We start from the raw sequence: 16,405 nt of genomic DNA on the forward strand, positions 1-16,405 counted from the left end.
ACTTAGCGAAGCAGGAAAGACTCTCAGGGACGAGAGGAAGCCCTTCCCTTGATGATGCGTTTTCTTTCTTGCCCGGTTTGTGGTATCGTCGCTTCGGTGTGCGGGTAAATTTCTCCTACCTGCACACTATGCATCGCCACTGGCTGGTTATTGTAGACCTCGACTGTATTGACTGGGCTCCCGGCAAAGCCACCTACAGCATAGATCCTTCCATCCTGTCCAAGTGCTCCTCCAAGCCCATAGCGTGCTGTAGGCATGGCGACAAGGGTTGTCCAGGTATTCGTTTTGGGGTCATATGCTTCCACCGTTTTGAGAGGGCCGCTTGCGTTTCGACCCCCAATGGCGTAAATTCGCCCATCGGGCCCTACCACTGCCGTCAATCCCGTGCGTGCGGTTGGCATAGGTGCAAGGGGTGTCCAGGTGTTCGTCCTGGGGTCATATGCCTCTACTGTCTTGAGGATGCCGCTTGCGTTTATCCCCCCCATTACGTAGATACGCCCATCGGGGCCAGCCGCCGATGCGAGCCCATAGCGTGCGGTCGGCATCGGTACAAGGGTTGTCCAGGTCTGTGTCCTGACATTATACGCCTCCACCACGTTTAGCTCGCCGCTATCTAATTTACCGCCTATTACATAGATGCGCCCATCGGCCCCCACGGCAGCAGTAAGGTTGGAACGAGGGGTGGGCAGCGTAGAGGCAAGAGTTGTCCAGGTATCTGTCAAGGGATCGTAGGTATCCACTGTACTGAGCTGGTTATTGCCGGAGTCTGCGACACGATTGGTGCCGCCAATAGCATAAATAAGGCCATCGGGCCCCAGTACCGCTGCTAGATACCCTCGGCGGGTGGGCATCTGCGTACCGGTAGTCCAGGTATTCTTCGCGGCGTCGTAGATCTCCACGCGGGTAAGGTAATAGCTGCCATCGGGATTGATACCATGGCCACCGATCGCATAGAGCCGCCCGTCGGACCCCCGTACCACCACCAATCCCTCACGTGCGGTTGGCATAGGCGCAACGCTCTTCCATTGTCCAGCCACGGCAGTGGGGGTAACGGTGGGTTGCATGGCGATGGGTGCAGGAGCTTTCCGAGTGATCTGACTGAGTCCATAGGCTGCGCCACCTAGCAAAATCAGCGCTCCCAGCGCGGCGGCCACGATCCACCAGGGGAAGGGCTTTTTCACAGGTGCCGCGGCGGGCACCGTAAATTTGACCGTTGGCCCCTCGCTAGTGTCATCATCGGGATTGGCCAGGTCCAGCATATCCAGCCGGAAGGTGTAGTCGCCAGTTGGGGCGCCTGGTGGAACGGTAATTTGCACGGTATATTGTTGGCTTCCGGTGCTGGCGAATTCGCGCTCAGATTCTCCCAGCAGCGTCAACCAGGGACTGGCAGCCGATGAGAGGGCGACCACGCGGGCGCGACCGCTAATGACTCGTGTCGTTGTGTTAGAAACGGTAAACGAGGTCTGCACCTGGCGACTGCTATCCAGAGGCATGCTACTGGTCGCCGCGGTGATCGCAAATGAGCTTGACATGGTTTTATCCTCCTGGGGGTCCTGCTCAACTTACTTGAGTGCGAGGAGACACGCAGGTGTCCCCTCCGTACGAAGGCACGTGATACTGAGTGCCCCATGCGCTTTGCCCGGGTAAACTTTGAAATTGGTATCCGTTGTGGTCCCTGCTCCCATGAGGGACTGTTGCACGGGCAGCGTCTCTTCCTGGGTGAGCATTACCGTCGCCGACGCCCCCCGTATGAGTTGCAGTGAGGCCAGGCGCAGCGTGAAGGGGGACTCTCCAATGCCAAACGTGCAGACGCTGCCCAGGGGCACGACGAGCGTATCTCTCTGAAGGCAACTCGCTGGTGCAGGCCTCAGATCACCAACCTTTAACGGCTGCTGAATGACGAGAGCTCTACCCAGTCCCGTCACCCACCCAGGAGGCTGGAATGCCTGATCGTCGGAGTGTATGGCCCCAAGGTTGAGACCGACGACGAAGAGGACACCTATCACGAACAATAGGGCGAGAAAGACTTTGGGGCTGCGCATACGAATGTACCCCTTTCTAAGAGGAAGGTGGTCTGCCTTCTGGATTCTCCACCATTTCAAGTTCATAGGTAACATAGGCAGGCTTTTCCGACTCGATGATCTGCTCGATCATGGCGCGGTATGACGCCGCTTCGTGTGGGGCCCGAACGCGCAGGTGGAATGGTCGGAGCAGGCCATCAGATCCCGGCACCTGCTCCTCTATCGTGAAGCCTTGTACGCCGGTTGCCGTTTCCAGGAAGCGTAGCAGTCCCTCTGCCGTCCCTCGCCATTGCGCCAGGAATGGGGCGGCAGCTATCAGTTCGCGGAGCCGCCCCATTCCACTGGGCCAGGAAGGAGCAGCCTGCGTCGCGGATGTTGCGGGAACACCCTGTAAAAAACGTTCTAGATCGACCCAGCTCGCCAGGAAAGGCACGAACGCATCGGGAGCGCGATAAGGGTCAAAGAACGCATCAAGCTGGTCCAACACTGCCTCGTCTGGAGCTGGCAGGGCTTCCATCACTTCGAGCAGGGCGAGCAAGGGCGAGCCTTCCTCTATGGCCCGCTGAAAAACCTCGGGGAGCAGACGCTCAATATCAGTCCGCTTCATCTTCACCTACTACCGCTATATCGTGCTCGCCCGAGACGAACAACCAGGTTGCTGGCAACGTCACTTTGTCGGGGAATTCTTTGTTCGAGGATGAAGAGTAGGCTCCCCCACCATCCTCGCTGCGGAAAATCCCCTTTGCTCCGCCCGCCAGTACCAACCCGGTTTCAGGGTCCGCTCCAAGCGCGATGACCGGGTGGAAGCGGCCCGGGTCTCTCAGGGGCAGGCCACAGCCTACGTCAGATACTCGCCAGGCGGCATCACGTCCATGGAGGTCTAGTTGCAGTACACCCGCGCGATGAGAGCCCGCCAGAACCTTCGTGCCGATAAAAGTGATTGAGCGACACGTCCCTCCAGTCCAGTTTTTCCCGAACCTTTGCCATCCTTCTGGTGGGTCCTCTGAGCCGCGCAACTCCCAGGTAAAGCATCCCTTGCCGGGGTCATCTCCGCCGGAGACCGCCGCGCCCGCCCAGATAAATGAGCGGGGACCATCGTGCTCTATCACTAATTCCCGGATATCCTCGCCACGTAGCCCGGTATGTCGAAAGGTGTTAGTCGCGCCCCCACTGCTGGAAAGATAGACCCCACCAGTATTCTGCGCCGCCACAGCGACGTTTGTGCTCCCCCGCGCGTCCGTACTGGTTGTTACCGCGTAAAAGCCCAGCGCCTGATTCGCCTGGTCCACGAGCACCTGCACAGGGCTACTGCCCGGCTGCATAGTAAGTTCATACAACCCGACGTTTGTCGCCAGCAGCAGAACCGGCGCGCCACCCCGTAACGTCCAGGCCAGGTCCTGTATCAGGAATGCCAGGGAGTAGATGGTGGCTTCCCATGTTTCTGCGCAGTCTCGCGAAATGTGCAGGCGCGATCCCTTATCGTTGGGCAGGCGCGTGGCAACGGCGACAAGCCCCGCTTGAAGCGCATGGACCTGCACAACGGTGATTTCCTCTCCTTCGAAGCGGCCAGCCGGCTCCCAGCCCCCACCATCGTTGAGCGAGCGGAACAGCGTGCTCCCGCTCCCGACATACCAGGTTCGCGGCTGTGTGCTATCGGCGACAAGTGTTGTCACATTACTCTCGGGGACCTCATCCACCACGAGCCGTACCTGATCCACCCAGCGCACCCCTGGCTCTGCTAATGCCACATCGTAGACATGGGATGCGCGCAGGGCCTGCCCAAAGGGCCACCCAGTCGAACTGAATGATGTCGGTAGCGGATTAATTGTCTGGTGCAGGCGTTCAATGACCCGCTGCCTGACCGCCTGAGGATCTTCTTCCCGCCTGACCACGATCCTCGCCTTTACACGTACCTCCTTATAATGGGCCCAATTTACCAGGCAGGTCGTCCCAAGCGGACGTCGCTCGTCCAGTGCCTGCTGGACATGTACGCGGGCCTCCGTGGTCTGGTGCTCCTGGAGCACGGACACCGTCACCTGTCCTCCATCCCGCTTCTCTTCGGGGAGAAAGGGGACTAGCAACACCTCTACGGTTCCAGGTGTGGCATATGCCCATAACGCGGCCCGCGTCAGCGCTTTCGCCCGCGCCACTACCCGTGAATTGTAGAGCGCGACCAGTTCGAAATCGCGGGCAGTTACCGCCCGTTGCAATGAGTGCAATTGCTGTGGCCCACGTACCAACGCATTCTCCAGCGTTTCTGCCGCGCGTCCTCCCACTGCCGGACCGGGGTTTGTGACCTGGACGCCGATGATCGGGTCCTTCAGTTTGGTCAGGATGTTGGCCTCAACATTTCCCTCTGGCCCACCCCCACGCCGGTACCAGACCCGTATCTCTCGCCCAGCACCCGGAATAGCTGATAGTGCATGCGCAACATCTTCCAGCGCGTCCCCCCGCTGCTCAAGCCGCGCCGCTGGGGCGAACATGATCATTCCCGACATCCTATCGGCAAGGTAAACATACGGGTCGTCCCCAACGTTGGTAAAGCTATCAACCTCGCGCCATACACGATAGGTCTTGCCTTGATATTCGATTGCTGGGATACGTTCGCCCAGTTCGCCTGGCCCCGCTTCAACGCCGACGATCAGGTCCAAATCGTCTCCCGTTCTCGCCACGAGTGGTGCCCGCTGTACCCTGATAACCAGATTGGGCAAACCGGTACCCGTCCCGGCAAGCTCACCCTCCACCAGATCGCAGTGGTGCGCCAATACTTCTACTTGAGTTCTACCAGCAGGGATAGTCGCGTTCACCGCCGTTGTAAAGATAAGCGCGTCGCTTGAACTTCCCGAGCGACTGAGCGCCACCCGCGTTCCCCGAGGAATCTGGATCGGTTGATCCTCGGCTCGTGCCCGGCTAAATAACAGGCTCACGCTGGCCGCCACCGGGGGATGCAGGCGCAGGCCGATCAACCGCAAGAACTCGATGTACATCTTCTCGGGCACACGGTTTAAGCGGTAGATCATCGTCTCGGTGAGGTGCGCGAACAGTTCCAGCAACACCATTCCGGGATCGCCCGGCGAAAGGTCTGTCCATTCTGGAGACGACTGCATGATACGACGACGCGCCTCCTCCATAAGCTGCCGGAAGTCACGATCGTCCAGGTTGGGCGAGGGAAGTGGCATTAGCGTCTCCCTCCCGCAAGGTTAAAGGGAAGCGTCGTGACATCGGTCTGCTGGGTGGCCCGTACACGGTATTCAAGGCTGATCGTGAGTTGTTCTGGATTCACTGCGTCACGCTGCGCATCTAGCCGCAGCACTTCAATGCGCGGCTCCCACCGATCGAGCGCCTGCCGTACGTAGTGGATGGCTAAACCGGCAGTCGTCTCATCATTGGGAGAGAACACCAGGCGATGCAAATGACAACCATACTCAGGGTGCATGATTCTCTCGCCTGGGACAGTGGACAGCAAGAGTAAGATTGCCTGGCGTACGGAGTCACGATCGTCCACCATGGCAATACCTCCTCGTGGAGTGAGTCCGAGGCCCGCTGGCCCCTCCGACGTGTCCAGGTCGGGGTGGACGAATTTCCAGGCGCGATAGCGTGGCGTGCTCATATTACCTCCGTCACGAGTTGTTGGCCGGGGTCGCGCACCGTGTATTTGACCACGCCCGGTGGCGTCCCGTCGGTCAGGCCGGTCACCGTATCCAGGCAGATGCGCTGACCATGAATGCGCAGAAAATCGGAGTAGCCGACCTCTACGTTGAGGGTGCGAGTACATGGTTTGATCGTGGCGCCAATATTCGGGCAGCCTGTGATCAACCTGCCTTCCGGATCGTTCTCCACCAGCACCTTTCGCTGCTCGATGGTCACCAGGTTCTGGGTCGTCGCGAGAGAGACGACTCCTAACTCGTGTTTGCAGGTAATAACCCCATCCTCAGTGAGCCACTTCATCGTTTATCCTCTCTCAAAGTCGATGTTCTTGCCGCGAATGACTACCCGTTGCCCCGGTGCCTCGATCTCCAGATCCGCCGCCGCATGTACGCGCACCTTCTGCGGCGAGAGTTCGCAGTAGCTTCCACGACTGTTCTCCAGGCGGATCGTCTGCTGTCCATCATCAAGCTGGATACGCTGCCCGCCTGGGGTCAGCAACGTATAGCGGCGCACCATGCCGCCATCAATGCCCACATCCGGTGGTTCCTCTACTCCGTAGAGTCCACCGAGCACTACTCCCTGGCCTGGATCTTCGTGCGCGAAGAGGACCAGCACGTGGTCTCCAATGTCTGGTAAGGTTATAAATCCTTTTCCCGCGCCCGCCCCTGCGCTCAAAACCCCCATCCAGTCTGTCTCCACGTTGCCATACGTTGGCAGGGAAACGCGAATGCGCCCTAACTTCTCGGGATCATCTATCTGAGTTACCACTCCTGGCGTGGCGACACTGCTACGCGACCGTGGTCGCTGCGCAGGAGGAGAACTGGAAATCTCGGAAATAAAGCCCTTACGCGCATCGATGGTATGCGTGACAGCCGAGAGGACGTAGCGCCCCGCCACGGCGTCTGCTACTCCTGTGACCTCCACTGGCGTTCCTGGTTGTAGGCGTGGATCGCCCTCGGCTATCCCCCAGAGCGTCACTTCTTGCGCCACCCGCAAGTCTAACTCTGCCTGCGCGAGCCCGGTCGCGTGATCGCTGCCAGGTGCCGCCTCATCAACAAGCTCGCGCCTCTCGCTTCCACCGACACGTGCCGGGGTTATCCCGGCGGCAACAGCACGTCCTACTCGCGCCCGTGATGCCTGGCCTTCGTGGGTTTCTATTCGTGATGGATCCCATCCCGCCGCCGCCACTGATTGGCATACCGTGTCAGCATTGATCTCGATGCGCGCTTGAAGGAGGGACTCGCCCAGGGCAAGTGGCACGACCTCGCCAATGCCTTGCAAGGTCAACAGATGCAGGACATTTCCCCGTATCGCCAGGTATAACCCACACCGTTCGGCCACTTCCTGCAGGAGTTCGAGATCTGATTGCCGATGCTGGATGAGCCGGGGCCACAATGGTCCAGGTTCCGCTGCCTTCACAATCAATCCCAGGTCGGCGGCCAGTTCTTGCGCCAGATCTCGTGTAGTGACCTGTACGTGGGCGCGCACCGATTGGCGCTTCCGTAGCCGATGCAGGAGATCATATCCACGAACGCGAATCGCGCGACCATAGGCTGGCTCGTAGCAATGCTCAACTGCCGTCACCTGACCCGCAAAAAGTGGTTCCGGTTGCCCTGCGATCATGACACGTAACGCTGTCCCTGGTGTGAGCCATACGGCGCTCGCCAGGGACACTGGTGGATCGACAAATGTCAATTCGCAGAGCGTCGGCAGCGAGAGACGCTTCTGAATCCGTACCTCTCCTAGCGACTGCGAAATATCAGTGGCGAGCGCCGCTCCCTCTGCTTCCACAAGCACCTCGGGCAGGGAATGTACATAGTTCATGCGCCTTCTTCTCCTAGCACTGAGAGTGGCGGGATGCGCAGCAAGAAACCCACCGGGAGGTGAAGCGGATCTTGCAGATTATTGAACGAGGCGAGCATCCGCCATAGGGCGGACACCTCTGCTGCCGATTGTTCTGGGTAGTAACGGGCGGCAATCACATCAAGGCGCTCACCCTCGCTGACAATATGCACGCGTACGCGATCCTCTGATACACTCTCCGGAGGCACCTGTAGTCCTTCTGGGGAGAGCGTTTGAGCCTGGAGCGGCTGCCTTCCCGGTAACGTCGTTTTCAGCGGCTCGTTTACTCGCCAGAGCCTCATACGCAACCAGGAGCGCTGTGGGGCTCCCTCTGCTGTAAACTGCTCCAGGTGCTCAGCCACCGCGACCACGATCGCGGGTATGTTCCACGATTTGCCCCAGACAAAACGTACCAGCGGAGGCCGTCGATAGCTACTGACACCGCGAGTATTTTCAGCAAGGTTCCATAGTGGTCCCGTGAGATCACGCACATCACTCGTCACAATAGAAGACCCTGCCAGAGAAATATCAAACAAGAGATTGAGTTCTAGCTCTGTCCTGCCACCTCCGGTGTAGAGCAGGGGATCATCCCGTAACTCCACTCCGTTCACCACCCCTCCCAGTGAACGCCGGGGCAGCACTCCCGCTAGCCGACGCATCACCAGGCTATCGGGATTGAGTAAACATCCCAGGCGCTCATTGGTTTCTTCCAGCAAAAAGGCTACGCGTTCCATGAGCGACCTCGCTGTTCCTCGTCCAAGCGCTGCTCCCGTTCCCAGGCTCGTCGCGCTATGTCCCAATCCGTGCTCAGGTTGCGGGTTGTCTCTTCCAGAGGAAGAGATGGCCAGCGCATGCTTGCCTGTTCCAGCTCGATGAGTGATTGATTGCCGTATGCCGGTCCTGGTATGCTCGCTTGAGACCAGTGGTTGTGCTCGTTCTTCTCGCTGTCTTGTAAGTGATCGCTTACCACTTGGGTGTTTAGCACATGCAAAGCACCCAGGCTCACCTGATGGCTGTGGCCAACGCCTGCCTGGGGCAAGGTTTCTCCCGCTGGTTCTGCTGGCTCAGTCTTCTCTGCTCGCGCTGGCCTCCTCTCTTCTACACCTATTAGCGCCCCTCCTCCGCTGTTGCCAGTTGAAAACGTGTGCCAATCCGTGAAAGGGCGAGCGTCGTGACTGGTCTGCTTGGCGGAAGGTACACGTGGGCTCTCCTCTCCTGACACAGACGTTTCCATGTTGACCTGACGTTCCCTGCGTGCCTCGTCAGGCTGTTTACCCGGCTCCGCTGACCTGCTAGTATCCTTCTCCATTCCTAGCGCCGCAGGCACATGCATTTCTTGTCCGTCGATCATTGTCCGTGTGCCACTCTGTTCCTGTGCCGTCAGGGGGACCTGAGATGGTATTGCAGTGCTCCAGCTGGCATGCCCTTTCTGCCACAGCAGTTCTGGTGCGCCTAGCTGCGCCCGTGCCAGCCAGTGAGCAGGCGGACTGTCAATATCCCCACTTCCCACATATTCTTCAGGGATCGGCGACTGCGCTACCGGCATGGGTGAAGATACAAAACGAGAATCGACGCGCTGCGCGCTCCCCTGGCCCCATAGCGCTCCGCGACGTTCGGCTCCCGCCTGCCTGGCCACGAAATCTGCCCAACGCTGTAACTGTCTTGCCAGTGCATGCAACATCAAGCCTTTGACGTTCCGTTTTTCCATCGTTTTCTATGCTCGTTGCAACGTCTCGTAGACTAACGTCAAGGTCTCGATGGCGGCCTCGCGATTGAGCGCGTCCAGGGGAGCGCCACGCCACTCAGACGGCCAGGCATTGATGAGATCCCAACGCATCATTTCGCTCACGCCATCACTATCGAGCATCAGAATAGAGACATTCTTGCGTTCGACTCTTCCTGCCACTGCGGTCATGAGCCAATCCCAGACCTCATGCGAGGCGGTGAGTCCATAGCGTAACGTCACATCGGCATATTCTACCGGGCCTGGAATGCAATGCACCACCTGGTTCGTTCCCCCTTCGCGGTACTTGATGACTTGAATCTTGATTCCCAGCCCGCTGCAAGCCGTGAAATGTCCTTCAGTGACGCCCTGAATCACCAGTTTAAAGTTATAGGCCCGATAGGGGTCGTTGAATACGCCCGGTTGCGCACCAGACGGCGCCGTTCCTGGTGCTATATCTCCAGCTTCAGGCATTAAAACCTCCCACAGTTTCTGTATCAAGCCCACTTGCGTGCTGACTGATACGGAAAACAATGAACTCGGCGGGTTTGACAGGGGCAATGCCAATAACCGTGACAACCATACCAGCATCAATGGTGTCGGGTGGATTTGTTTCTTCGTCGCACTTGACAAAGAACGCTTCCTGAGGTGTGCGACCCATCAACGCCCCGTCTCGCCACAAACGCGTCAGGAATGCCGAGAGGTCCCTCCGGATCGATTTCCATAGGGTCCTGTCATTTGGCTCAAAGACAATCCAGCGCGTACTCGTGGCTATCGATTCTTCAATCATATTGAACAGGCGCCGCACATTGAGATAACGCCATTCACTACTTCCATCGGCAATGGTACGCGCGCCCCAAACACGAATTCCCTCACGCGCGAACGACCGAAGACAGTTTACGCCACTCTGATTCAATATCCCCTGTTCATCGCGTGTGAGCAGATAGGTAAGATTGAGCGCACCCCGTACCGCTTCATTCGCCGGTGCTTTATGTACTCCTCGCGTCGCATCCGTGCGCGCCCAAATTCCGGCAAGATGACCAGAGGGCGGCACATCAACGAGGTCGTTGGGCGAGAGTGGGTCGCGCACTGTGATCCAGGGGAAATAAAACGCTCCATAGCCGCCATCTGACTGCCGTGGCCGAGCCCCTCTCGATCCCCCGAGTTCCGCGGTCGTACCGTCATCGCCCTCGGCGGCGTTACCCTTTTTAGTTTCACCAGTCGCCCCTGCATGACCCGTTCCCGATATCGGCTGGGCCTTCGCTGTGGCAGCCTGCGTCAGCAACGTAATGTCTTCAACATTTTCAGGCGCGTCCAGTATCGCGACCCGGTCCTTGAGCCTTTCACAGTGCGAAAGGACGAGGTCATATGAAGTAGCATCGGTGTATCCCGGTGCTGCAACGATAGCGACCTCATCGATCTGCTCAAGGACATCGAGTCCTACGCGGGCACGTCCCCCGCCCGCGATCGACCCACCTTTACCAACGTTGACCACGAAGCATCGGCTGCCGCCGTTCTGGAAAAAACCGTAGACGGCATGTGAGAGCGGCGTGCTCTTACTTCCCTCGGAGACGAAAAAGCGTATGAACTGCGACCAGTTGTTAATAGCTACCGCTTCATTCAAGCGCCTGGTTGGATCGGGAGCTTCGCCGACAAAACCAGCAGTGCTTGTGCCAACTGCCTGGATTGGTCTCGTCCCCCCCGAAACTTCCTCAATGTAAATGTCCGGTGCCATAGGATTCATCATGGTGTTTCTCACTTTATCTCAAATGAATCGAACCGTATCACCAGTGGCTCTCTGCCTGAAGTGGGTTGTTCCACCGTAACATTCTGCACCCGCCCTTTTGCCTTCACCAGCAAGCGGGTACTACCCGCTTCCCCAGGCACTGTGGGGAAGTGGAATCGCCCCCCTGTATCGGTGTGATTGCGAAGTTGGAGAGCGGGCAGTTCCACACTTGCCCCGGCAATCGGGACATCACCTGGCCCCAGAACGATCCCGTACAGACTTGTGATAGGCGTTCCACGCATCACTAAAGGCCCTTGTACTAGCCTGGTGACCGGCTCTAGCCGCTCAATAGGGAGTGGAACACACAGCGTAAACGTGGGGCGTGGGGCTATGCCTAAGGCCGCCCACATGGCCGCAGGCACTTCTGCCAGGTCAAGCTCATACTCATGCTTCTTTATAGCCGCCAGGACGAGTTTTCCCAGGAGACGATGTGCCTCCTCCTCATCGTCTCCTGCCCAGGTTGCCACGAAATAGCGCAATGCAATTCGTATAGGAGGCTGTCGATTCATCCACGCTTGCGGGGGATTGGTTAACGCGAGCAAATAGAGGCTCACGCCATGTTTGCCTTCTAACTGACGAGGTGGGCCCAGAACAACATCAGCCCCCATGACAACGCTCTTTACCCACTCTTGTAGCTCTCTATCCACTTGATCAATCACGGCGCCCTCGTTTCTGCGCCTGAAATCGATTGATATGCGACCGGTATCATCCCAAACCCTTCTGTCAATTCTCTGCCTGGAGGTCCCCATCTCCAGGCAGAGGAAGGAAAATATATGCTTCTTGTAACCGTATCTATAGATCAGACGTGCCGGGGCGCTTTTTTTAGAGGTTAAAGATACACAAGCACTTATTGTAGTTGAGATCTATAAAAGAGTATACTTCATTTCATCATAAAATATCAAAGTCACATGCTCATGATGCGATAGGATATACTGAAGCTAGAAGTGAAAAAAATCTTAAATGGCATGAACAATACTTTGCGTGCTTGACCGCTCCATTGACTTCCAGCTATAATTGGCTCAGGAACGGGATTGCGTTTTTGCCGTCTGTCCTAAGCGTTCGGTAGTTTTGAGGTATGCAATGAATCGCTTGCGTACGCCTTTCTTATTCTGTGCTATCGTCTTGATTTGTATCGTCGTACTCATTGAAATGGGTACGGCCCTCCCGGGCGTGCTTCGTAGCAACCCGATTCCAATCACAGCCTTCCAACTGCCTCCACAGCTCTCTGCCGCTACTGCCGGACTCAACCGTGACCAGCAAAATGTGGTGGCACAGCTTAGCAGTCAGGGGCATCCACCGGGTCTTGGTCTCCCCGACCTGGCCCTCCTTGACAGCATCATGCTTTTCACCGTTACTCTTATGGGTGTTGCCTTATTCATTCCAGAGCGCCTGCATGGCAGAGTACAGGGAATTGCCACCCTCATCTTCTCACTCCTACTCATGGGCTTCGCTCTGCGCCAGATCTTCATCGCTCTTAGCCTGCTTATGCTGATGATCTCGCTGCTCCTATCCATTCCTTTCGGCACGCTTATCTACCTCATTGTGTACGGATCCTTTAACCGGGCAGGCGCATATGTGGTATTGAGTGTCATCATGTTACTCAAGTTCGGTTTCTCTGGTAGCCTGTTCTTCGCTCAACAGCGCTTCCTTGAAAGCAAAGGACTTCTTCTGCTTCTCCTTACTTCTCTTCTTGGCACTGTTCTCGTTAGCCTTCTTCTTGGTATCGTTCCGGCCTTCCTCGTCAGCATTACTGACGCGATCGCCGCTCTATGCATTGGTATCATTACCATCATCTGGGGCATCACTTTGCTCATCGGCTCTATCACGTCCATTATTAAAACTGTTCGGCTTAATCGCGCACTTACTGCTTGATTCAGGCATGTTTTCAAGAGCAGAAATTGGATCGTACAAACCGCCAGGTTGGGTGTCGATGTTGAAGTCCCACGGCACACAGGAGTGTGCCTTTCTGCTCGCTCTCGTTGCACGTGCGCTTTTTGTGGACGCTCGACCTCGCGTTACAGCGGGTATACAGCCACCAGCGCCCACCCTTGCGCACCCAAATGATCACAGATGGGGATAGCTCAAGCAGCTATCCCCATCTGTGAGTGCTCATTGATCTCGCTAGCTTAGTACAACATCATCGTAGTACGTGTACGTCGCGTCGCCAGCATAGTTATCGTCGTGACTGATCAACTTCAGGGTATAGGAGTGGCCAGCCGTCACCGTAGCTGACACCTGGACCCAGGTCCCGTTGGTGTTACAGGTCTTGGCCAGGACGGTCGAGGTCGTACCACTCGTGTTGTCCTTCAGTGTCGCCGTTGCCCAGTCATAGGTCAGCGTATCCGGACAATACACGCGATACCAGAAGGTCAGATGCGTATTCCCACTGGGCACCGTGAAGGTCTGGCTGATGCTGCTATCGCCATTGGTCGGCGAGGTTGAGCCCACCCGAGCGGAATAACTGCCCGAATGCACCGTGGTGCTGACCGAGGTAGTCCCAGCGGAGGTCCAGCCGGAGAGGCTCCCCGTCTCGAAGCCGCCGTTGGTAATGCCCCCCCGCTCGATGATGTGACAGTTACCGTCACGGATGTGCTGTGGGTCGCGCTACCTTCGGTGCCAGTCACAGTAACGGTATAGGTTCCCGTCGCGATCGACGAGCCAACAGAGACGGTCAGGGCCGAGGAGCTACCCGCCGTAACCGAAGTGGGCGAGAGCGAGGCTGTTGGGCCGGAAGGCGAGACGCTCGCCGAGAGGCTAACGGTTCCCGCCGAGCCACTGTTTACCGCAGTGCTGATCGTAGAGGTGCCGCTACCACCGGGAGCGATAGAAAGGCTGGTGGGACTAGCGCTGATCGAGAAATCATTCGTTGTGGTTCCTCCACCAACGATGGGGTGGGATATATCGCACCTGTTGGTGTCATTCGACCAGGTCGATTGCATGGTGTAGGTGCCGTTGCCCATCGTGACATTAGCAGAGGCACCCTGGCCGGAGGAGATCCAGGCGCACTCATCCGCGTTCTCTTGCCCACTACTGCTGCTCGTCCAACCGCCAGCGGGGTTCTGGTCGGTAATGGTTTCGGAGTATTCGTGGCCTTCGACCATGGTGAAGCCATCGAGAGTGCCCGCTGAGCCAGAGTTAACGAAATTCTGGCCGCAGCTGCTGCCAGCGTCTAGAACATATGGCATGTTGGTGAAGGCGATATCACCGTAGGGCGAGCTGGCTGCACCGCCAGAAAGCGTCGTGTCGCCATTATAGTCGTGCCACGCGCAGAATCCTCCCGTCCTCCAGCCGTCGGGGTTGGTTCCGGTCGCCGAGAGGATCACGTACTGTGCATATCGGTTGCTTGCCGCCGACGTGTTGCCGAAGTGTCCGGCGGCCTTGATTGCCTCGTTGGCTAACTGGTTTCCGCTCGCCGTACCTGGCTCGGCACCGGAGTTATCGTACCAGACACCAGAGAAAGCACCACCAGTTGGGTAGCCAACATGTGCGGTACTCGATGAACAACTGGTAGCACCTGCCGACACGCCGGAACCGTCACAATACTGGGTCATTACGCCTGACCACAGCTCGTTGCCAGTGCCCAGACCTTTGAACATATTCTGCAGACGTGGCGCGGCACCAGCGGAGTCGTTGGAAAAAGTCAGGTTGCCACTGCTGTCAGTGCTCTGAGTTCCCCACTGGGTGCCCCAGAAGACCAGATAGACTTTCTCTTTGCCGCTGGTCACACCAATGCCGTCGATGCCACCACCATAGGACAGTGTGTTAGCGGACACTGCCGTAATTGAGCTCGAATGCGCCTGCTGATAGACTTTGATCTTAACCTGTTGACTGGTCGTAGGGACTGCGCCATGTCGGTAGCTGTGCTGGTACGCAGGCGAGTAGGGATTCGTGTCCAGGGAGGAAGCGGTGTTCTCTTGTGAGGCTGGCGCCGCAAATACGGTCAGGGGGGTTAAGGCTGCCAGGATGAGAACAAACATGGAGACTGCAAACGCTCGGATAGCTCGTTTCTGCACGGCAAACTCCTTTTTTGTGTGAAAAGAAACGATCCTCTAATGGCGACCAGGAGATTTTCATGGGAGGATGGCTGGCACTCATTGTTACCATTCATGCGAACGTGACGGACTCCTCCCGGCAAAATGGCCCATTTTTGTACGAATCCTTGTACTCTCCCTTCATTGTCGCCATTATTACTCTTAAGTATAGCTATCCCTTCTTCACGGGCACTTCTTTAGAAATTTCATACTATTTGGGACGATTTTGTTAAATGTACAAAAAATGTATCTCATTGAGAGCAAGATCAGTACTTTTTTATCGGTTTTTTCATGGTTCTCTGGATTTTTTTATGGTAGAATGCGAAAAAAACTCGCGGGATGCTGATTTCACTTCTATTGAGCTTGAAAATTACATAAGAAATTACATAAGAAGAATCAACATTGCAAAGATTGTGCCAAACGAATGCAGACATCGGAGACAAAAGCATGATTTTCTTTGATGCGCAGAGACCCTCGGACTCGCCTTTTGTCGAACGGATCTGGTGCACCCATAGTGAGGGCTCTCACCCGTTTCTCTCTATTGCCGTGAGCCGCCTTGAGCTTGTCGTGAGTAAACTCCAGGGCAAGATCACCCTGACGGTACGGGGACCCGAGACCAAAGCCACCCCGGTTGGAGACTGTCCTGCCGAGGGGAGTGGTTTGGCATCTTGTTGAAGCCGGGCGTGTTTCTGCCCCATCTGCCTGTAAGATCGCTGGTAGATGACTCGGTGAACCTGGAAGCCTCTTCCAATACTACCTTCTGGCTGGGTGGCTCGGCCTGGCAATTTCCTACCTATGAGAATGCTGATACCTTTGTTGACAGGCTGGTGCATGAGGGGCTGCTGGTTCGTGATCCCATCATCGAGGCTGCCCTACAGGGACACCTCAACGACCTGACCCTGCGCTCGGTCCAGTATCGGTTCTTGCAGTCTATCGGGATCACCCAGAACGCTGTCCGACAAATCGAACGAGCCCGCTCTGCCACCTTCCTCTTACAGCAAGGCGTCTCAATTCTCGACACCATTGTGCAGGCCGGCTATTACGATCAGTCACATCTCACCAGGTCGCTGGGGCACTTCATTGGCCAAACCCCCGCTCAATTGCTTCATCACAGCCGACCTGAGCAGCTTTCGTTTTTGTACAAGACAACTCCTTTTCCTTGAGGCATACTATCCCAGTCCAGGGAATCTCACAAGAATCACGACCAGGAGCATCCTCAGATAGCAGGATGCTCCTCCCATCGCCTCCCGAACAGGGAGGCAAGGAGGTCACCAGAGTTAGCCAGCAGGAGGTCTTTCCTCCTGCTGGCCAGGTAGAGGAGGAGGCTCGTGTGCGTCGAGAGTCCTCTGGGAAA

The 16,405-nt window shown here is 56.9% G+C and carries 16 protein-coding genes; 3 read left to right on the forward strand and 13 right to left on the reverse strand.

Features of this window, described 5'->3' with window-relative positions; all coding sequences use genetic code 11:
- Positions 1 to 23: 23 nt before the first annotated feature.
- Genes JMJ16_RS07675 through JMJ16_RS07730 form a run of 12 tightly spaced genes read right to left on the reverse strand, consistent with a single transcriptional unit; the run spans position 24 to position 11,679 of the window.
- Complete coding sequence (locus JMJ16_RS07675) at positions 24 to 1,532, reverse strand: kelch repeat-containing protein (protein WP_201379925.1); 1,509 nt, start codon at positions 1,530 to 1,532, stop codon at positions 24 to 26.
- 30 nt (positions 1,533 to 1,562) lie between these two features.
- Complete coding sequence (locus JMJ16_RS07680) at positions 1,563 to 2,042, reverse strand: hypothetical protein (protein WP_201379927.1); 480 nt, start codon at positions 2,040 to 2,042, stop codon at positions 1,563 to 1,565.
- A gap of 16 nt (positions 2,043 to 2,058) precedes the next feature.
- The gene (locus JMJ16_RS07685; protein ID WP_201379929.1) at positions 2,059 to 2,628 is read right to left on the reverse strand and encodes a phage tail protein; all 570 of its coding nucleotides are present in this window, start codon (positions 2,626 to 2,628) and stop codon (positions 2,059 to 2,061) included.
- Entirely contained in the window at positions 2,615 to 5,200 is a 2,586-nt protein-coding gene (locus tag JMJ16_RS07690; RefSeq protein WP_201379936.1) for a baseplate J/gp47 family protein, read from the reverse strand. Before JMJ16_RS07690 ends, JMJ16_RS07685 begins: the two co-directional genes overlap by 14 nt.
- Complete coding sequence (locus JMJ16_RS07695; RefSeq protein ID WP_201379938.1) at positions 5,200 to 5,631, reverse strand: GPW/gp25 family protein; 432 nt, start codon at positions 5,629 to 5,631, stop codon at positions 5,200 to 5,202. The genes JMJ16_RS07690 and JMJ16_RS07695 overlap by 1 nt, the downstream gene beginning before the upstream one ends.
- Positions 5,628 to 5,969, reverse strand: coding sequence for a hypothetical protein (locus JMJ16_RS07700; RefSeq protein ID WP_201379940.1), 342 nt, complete (start codon positions 5,967 to 5,969; stop codon positions 5,628 to 5,630). Before JMJ16_RS07700 ends, JMJ16_RS07695 begins: the two co-directional genes overlap by 4 nt.
- 3 nt (positions 5,970 to 5,972) lie before the next feature.
- Positions 5,973 to 7,493: a phage baseplate assembly protein V gene (locus tag JMJ16_RS07705; protein WP_201379948.1), complete on the reverse strand. Its 1,521-nt coding sequence runs from the start codon at positions 7,491 to 7,493 to the stop codon at positions 5,973 to 5,975.
- Positions 7,490 to 8,245, reverse strand: a complete 756-nt coding sequence (locus tag JMJ16_RS07710; RefSeq protein ID WP_201379956.1) for a LysM peptidoglycan-binding domain-containing protein — start codon at positions 8,243 to 8,245, stop codon at positions 7,490 to 7,492. The genes JMJ16_RS07705 and JMJ16_RS07710 overlap by 4 nt, the downstream gene beginning before the upstream one ends.
- Positions 8,233 to 9,219: a hypothetical protein gene (locus tag JMJ16_RS07715; RefSeq protein ID WP_201379957.1), complete on the reverse strand. Its 987-nt coding sequence runs from the start codon at positions 9,217 to 9,219 to the stop codon at positions 8,233 to 8,235. The genes JMJ16_RS07710 and JMJ16_RS07715 overlap by 13 nt, the downstream gene beginning before the upstream one ends.
- Positions 9,220 to 9,225: 6 nt before the next feature.
- The gene (locus JMJ16_RS07720) at positions 9,226 to 9,708 is read right to left on the reverse strand and encodes a phage tail protein (RefSeq protein ID WP_201374725.1); all 483 of its coding nucleotides are present in this window, start codon (positions 9,706 to 9,708) and stop codon (positions 9,226 to 9,228) included.
- A complete protein-coding gene (locus JMJ16_RS07725; RefSeq protein ID WP_201379959.1) occupies positions 9,701 to 10,981 on the reverse strand; it encodes a phage tail sheath C-terminal domain-containing protein in 1,281 nt (426 codons plus the stop codon). Before JMJ16_RS07725 ends, JMJ16_RS07720 begins: the two co-directional genes overlap by 8 nt.
- Before the next feature lie 8 nt (positions 10,982 to 10,989).
- Entirely contained in the window at positions 10,990 to 11,679 is a 690-nt protein-coding gene (locus JMJ16_RS07730; RefSeq protein WP_201379961.1) for a hypothetical protein, read from the reverse strand.
- A 421-nt stretch (positions 11,680 to 12,100) separates the two neighbouring features.
- On the opposite strand from JMJ16_RS07730, the gene JMJ16_RS07735 reads away from it, so the two are divergent.
- Positions 12,101 to 12,892, forward strand: a complete 792-nt coding sequence (locus JMJ16_RS07735; RefSeq protein WP_201379963.1) for a hypothetical protein — start codon at positions 12,101 to 12,103, stop codon at positions 12,890 to 12,892.
- Between the two features lie 249 nt (positions 12,893 to 13,141).
- Here JMJ16_RS07735 and JMJ16_RS56775 read toward each other — a convergent pair whose 3' ends face one another.
- Positions 13,142 to 13,609 carry a carbohydrate binding domain-containing protein gene (locus JMJ16_RS56775; protein WP_374228988.1) on the reverse strand — a complete coding sequence of 156 codons (468 nt, stop codon included), beginning with the start codon at positions 13,607 to 13,609 and terminating at the stop codon, positions 13,142 to 13,144.
- 1,889 nt (positions 13,610 to 15,498) lie between these two features.
- Between JMJ16_RS56775 and JMJ16_RS53740 the strand changes: the two genes are divergently transcribed.
- The gene (locus tag JMJ16_RS53740) at positions 15,499 to 15,726 is read left to right on the forward strand and encodes a hypothetical protein (protein ID WP_236601257.1); all 228 of its coding nucleotides are present in this window, start codon (positions 15,499 to 15,501) and stop codon (positions 15,724 to 15,726) included.
- Positions 15,720 to 16,214, forward strand: coding sequence for a helix-turn-helix domain-containing protein (locus JMJ16_RS07750; protein WP_236601258.1), 495 nt, complete (start codon positions 15,720 to 15,722; stop codon positions 16,212 to 16,214). Before JMJ16_RS53740 ends, JMJ16_RS07750 begins: the two co-directional genes overlap by 7 nt.
- The last annotated feature ends 191 nt before the right edge of the window (positions 16,215 to 16,405 follow it).

This window comes from Ktedonobacter sp. SOSP1-52, from assembly GCF_016587395.1.

Coding starts and splice junctions, on each gene's coding strand:
- JMJ16_RS07675 (WP_201379925.1), bottom strand. CDS start 1,532: ATGTCAAGCTCATTTGCGATCACCGCGGCGACCAGTAGCATGCCTCTG.
- JMJ16_RS07720 (WP_201374725.1), bottom strand. CDS start 9,708: ATGCCTGAAGCTGGAGATATAGCACCAGGAACGGCGCCGTCTGGTGCG.
- JMJ16_RS07700 (WP_201379940.1), bottom strand. CDS start 5,969: ATGAAGTGGCTCACTGAGGATGGGGTTATTACCTGCAAACACGAGTTA.
- JMJ16_RS07705 (WP_201379948.1), bottom strand. CDS start 7,493: ATGAACTATGTACATTCCCTGCCCGAGGTGCTTGTGGAAGCAGAGGGA.
- JMJ16_RS07710 (WP_201379956.1), bottom strand. CDS start 8,245: ATGGAACGCGTAGCCTTTTTGCTGGAAGAAACCAATGAGCGCCTGGGA.
- JMJ16_RS07715 (WP_201379957.1), bottom strand. CDS start 9,219: ATGGAAAAACGGAACGTCAAAGGCTTGATGTTGCATGCACTGGCAAGA.
- JMJ16_RS07735 (WP_201379963.1), top strand. CDS start 12,101: ATGAATCGCTTGCGTACGCCTTTCTTATTCTGTGCTATCGTCTTGATT.
- JMJ16_RS53740 (WP_236601257.1), top strand. CDS start 15,499: ATGATTTTCTTTGATGCGCAGAGACCCTCGGACTCGCCTTTTGTCGAA.
- JMJ16_RS07725 (WP_201379959.1), bottom strand. CDS start 10,981: ATGATGAATCCTATGGCACCGGACATTTACATTGAGGAAGTTTCGGGG.
- JMJ16_RS07695 (WP_201379938.1), bottom strand. CDS start 5,631: ATGAGCACGCCACGCTATCGCGCCTGGAAATTCGTCCACCCCGACCTG.
- JMJ16_RS07680 (WP_201379927.1), bottom strand. CDS start 2,042: ATGCGCAGCCCCAAAGTCTTTCTCGCCCTATTGTTCGTGATAGGTGTC.
- JMJ16_RS07690 (WP_201379936.1), bottom strand. CDS start 5,200: ATGCCACTTCCCTCGCCCAACCTGGACGATCGTGACTTCCGGCAGCTT.
- JMJ16_RS07685 (WP_201379929.1), bottom strand. CDS start 2,628: ATGAAGCGGACTGATATTGAGCGTCTGCTCCCCGAGGTTTTTCAGCGG.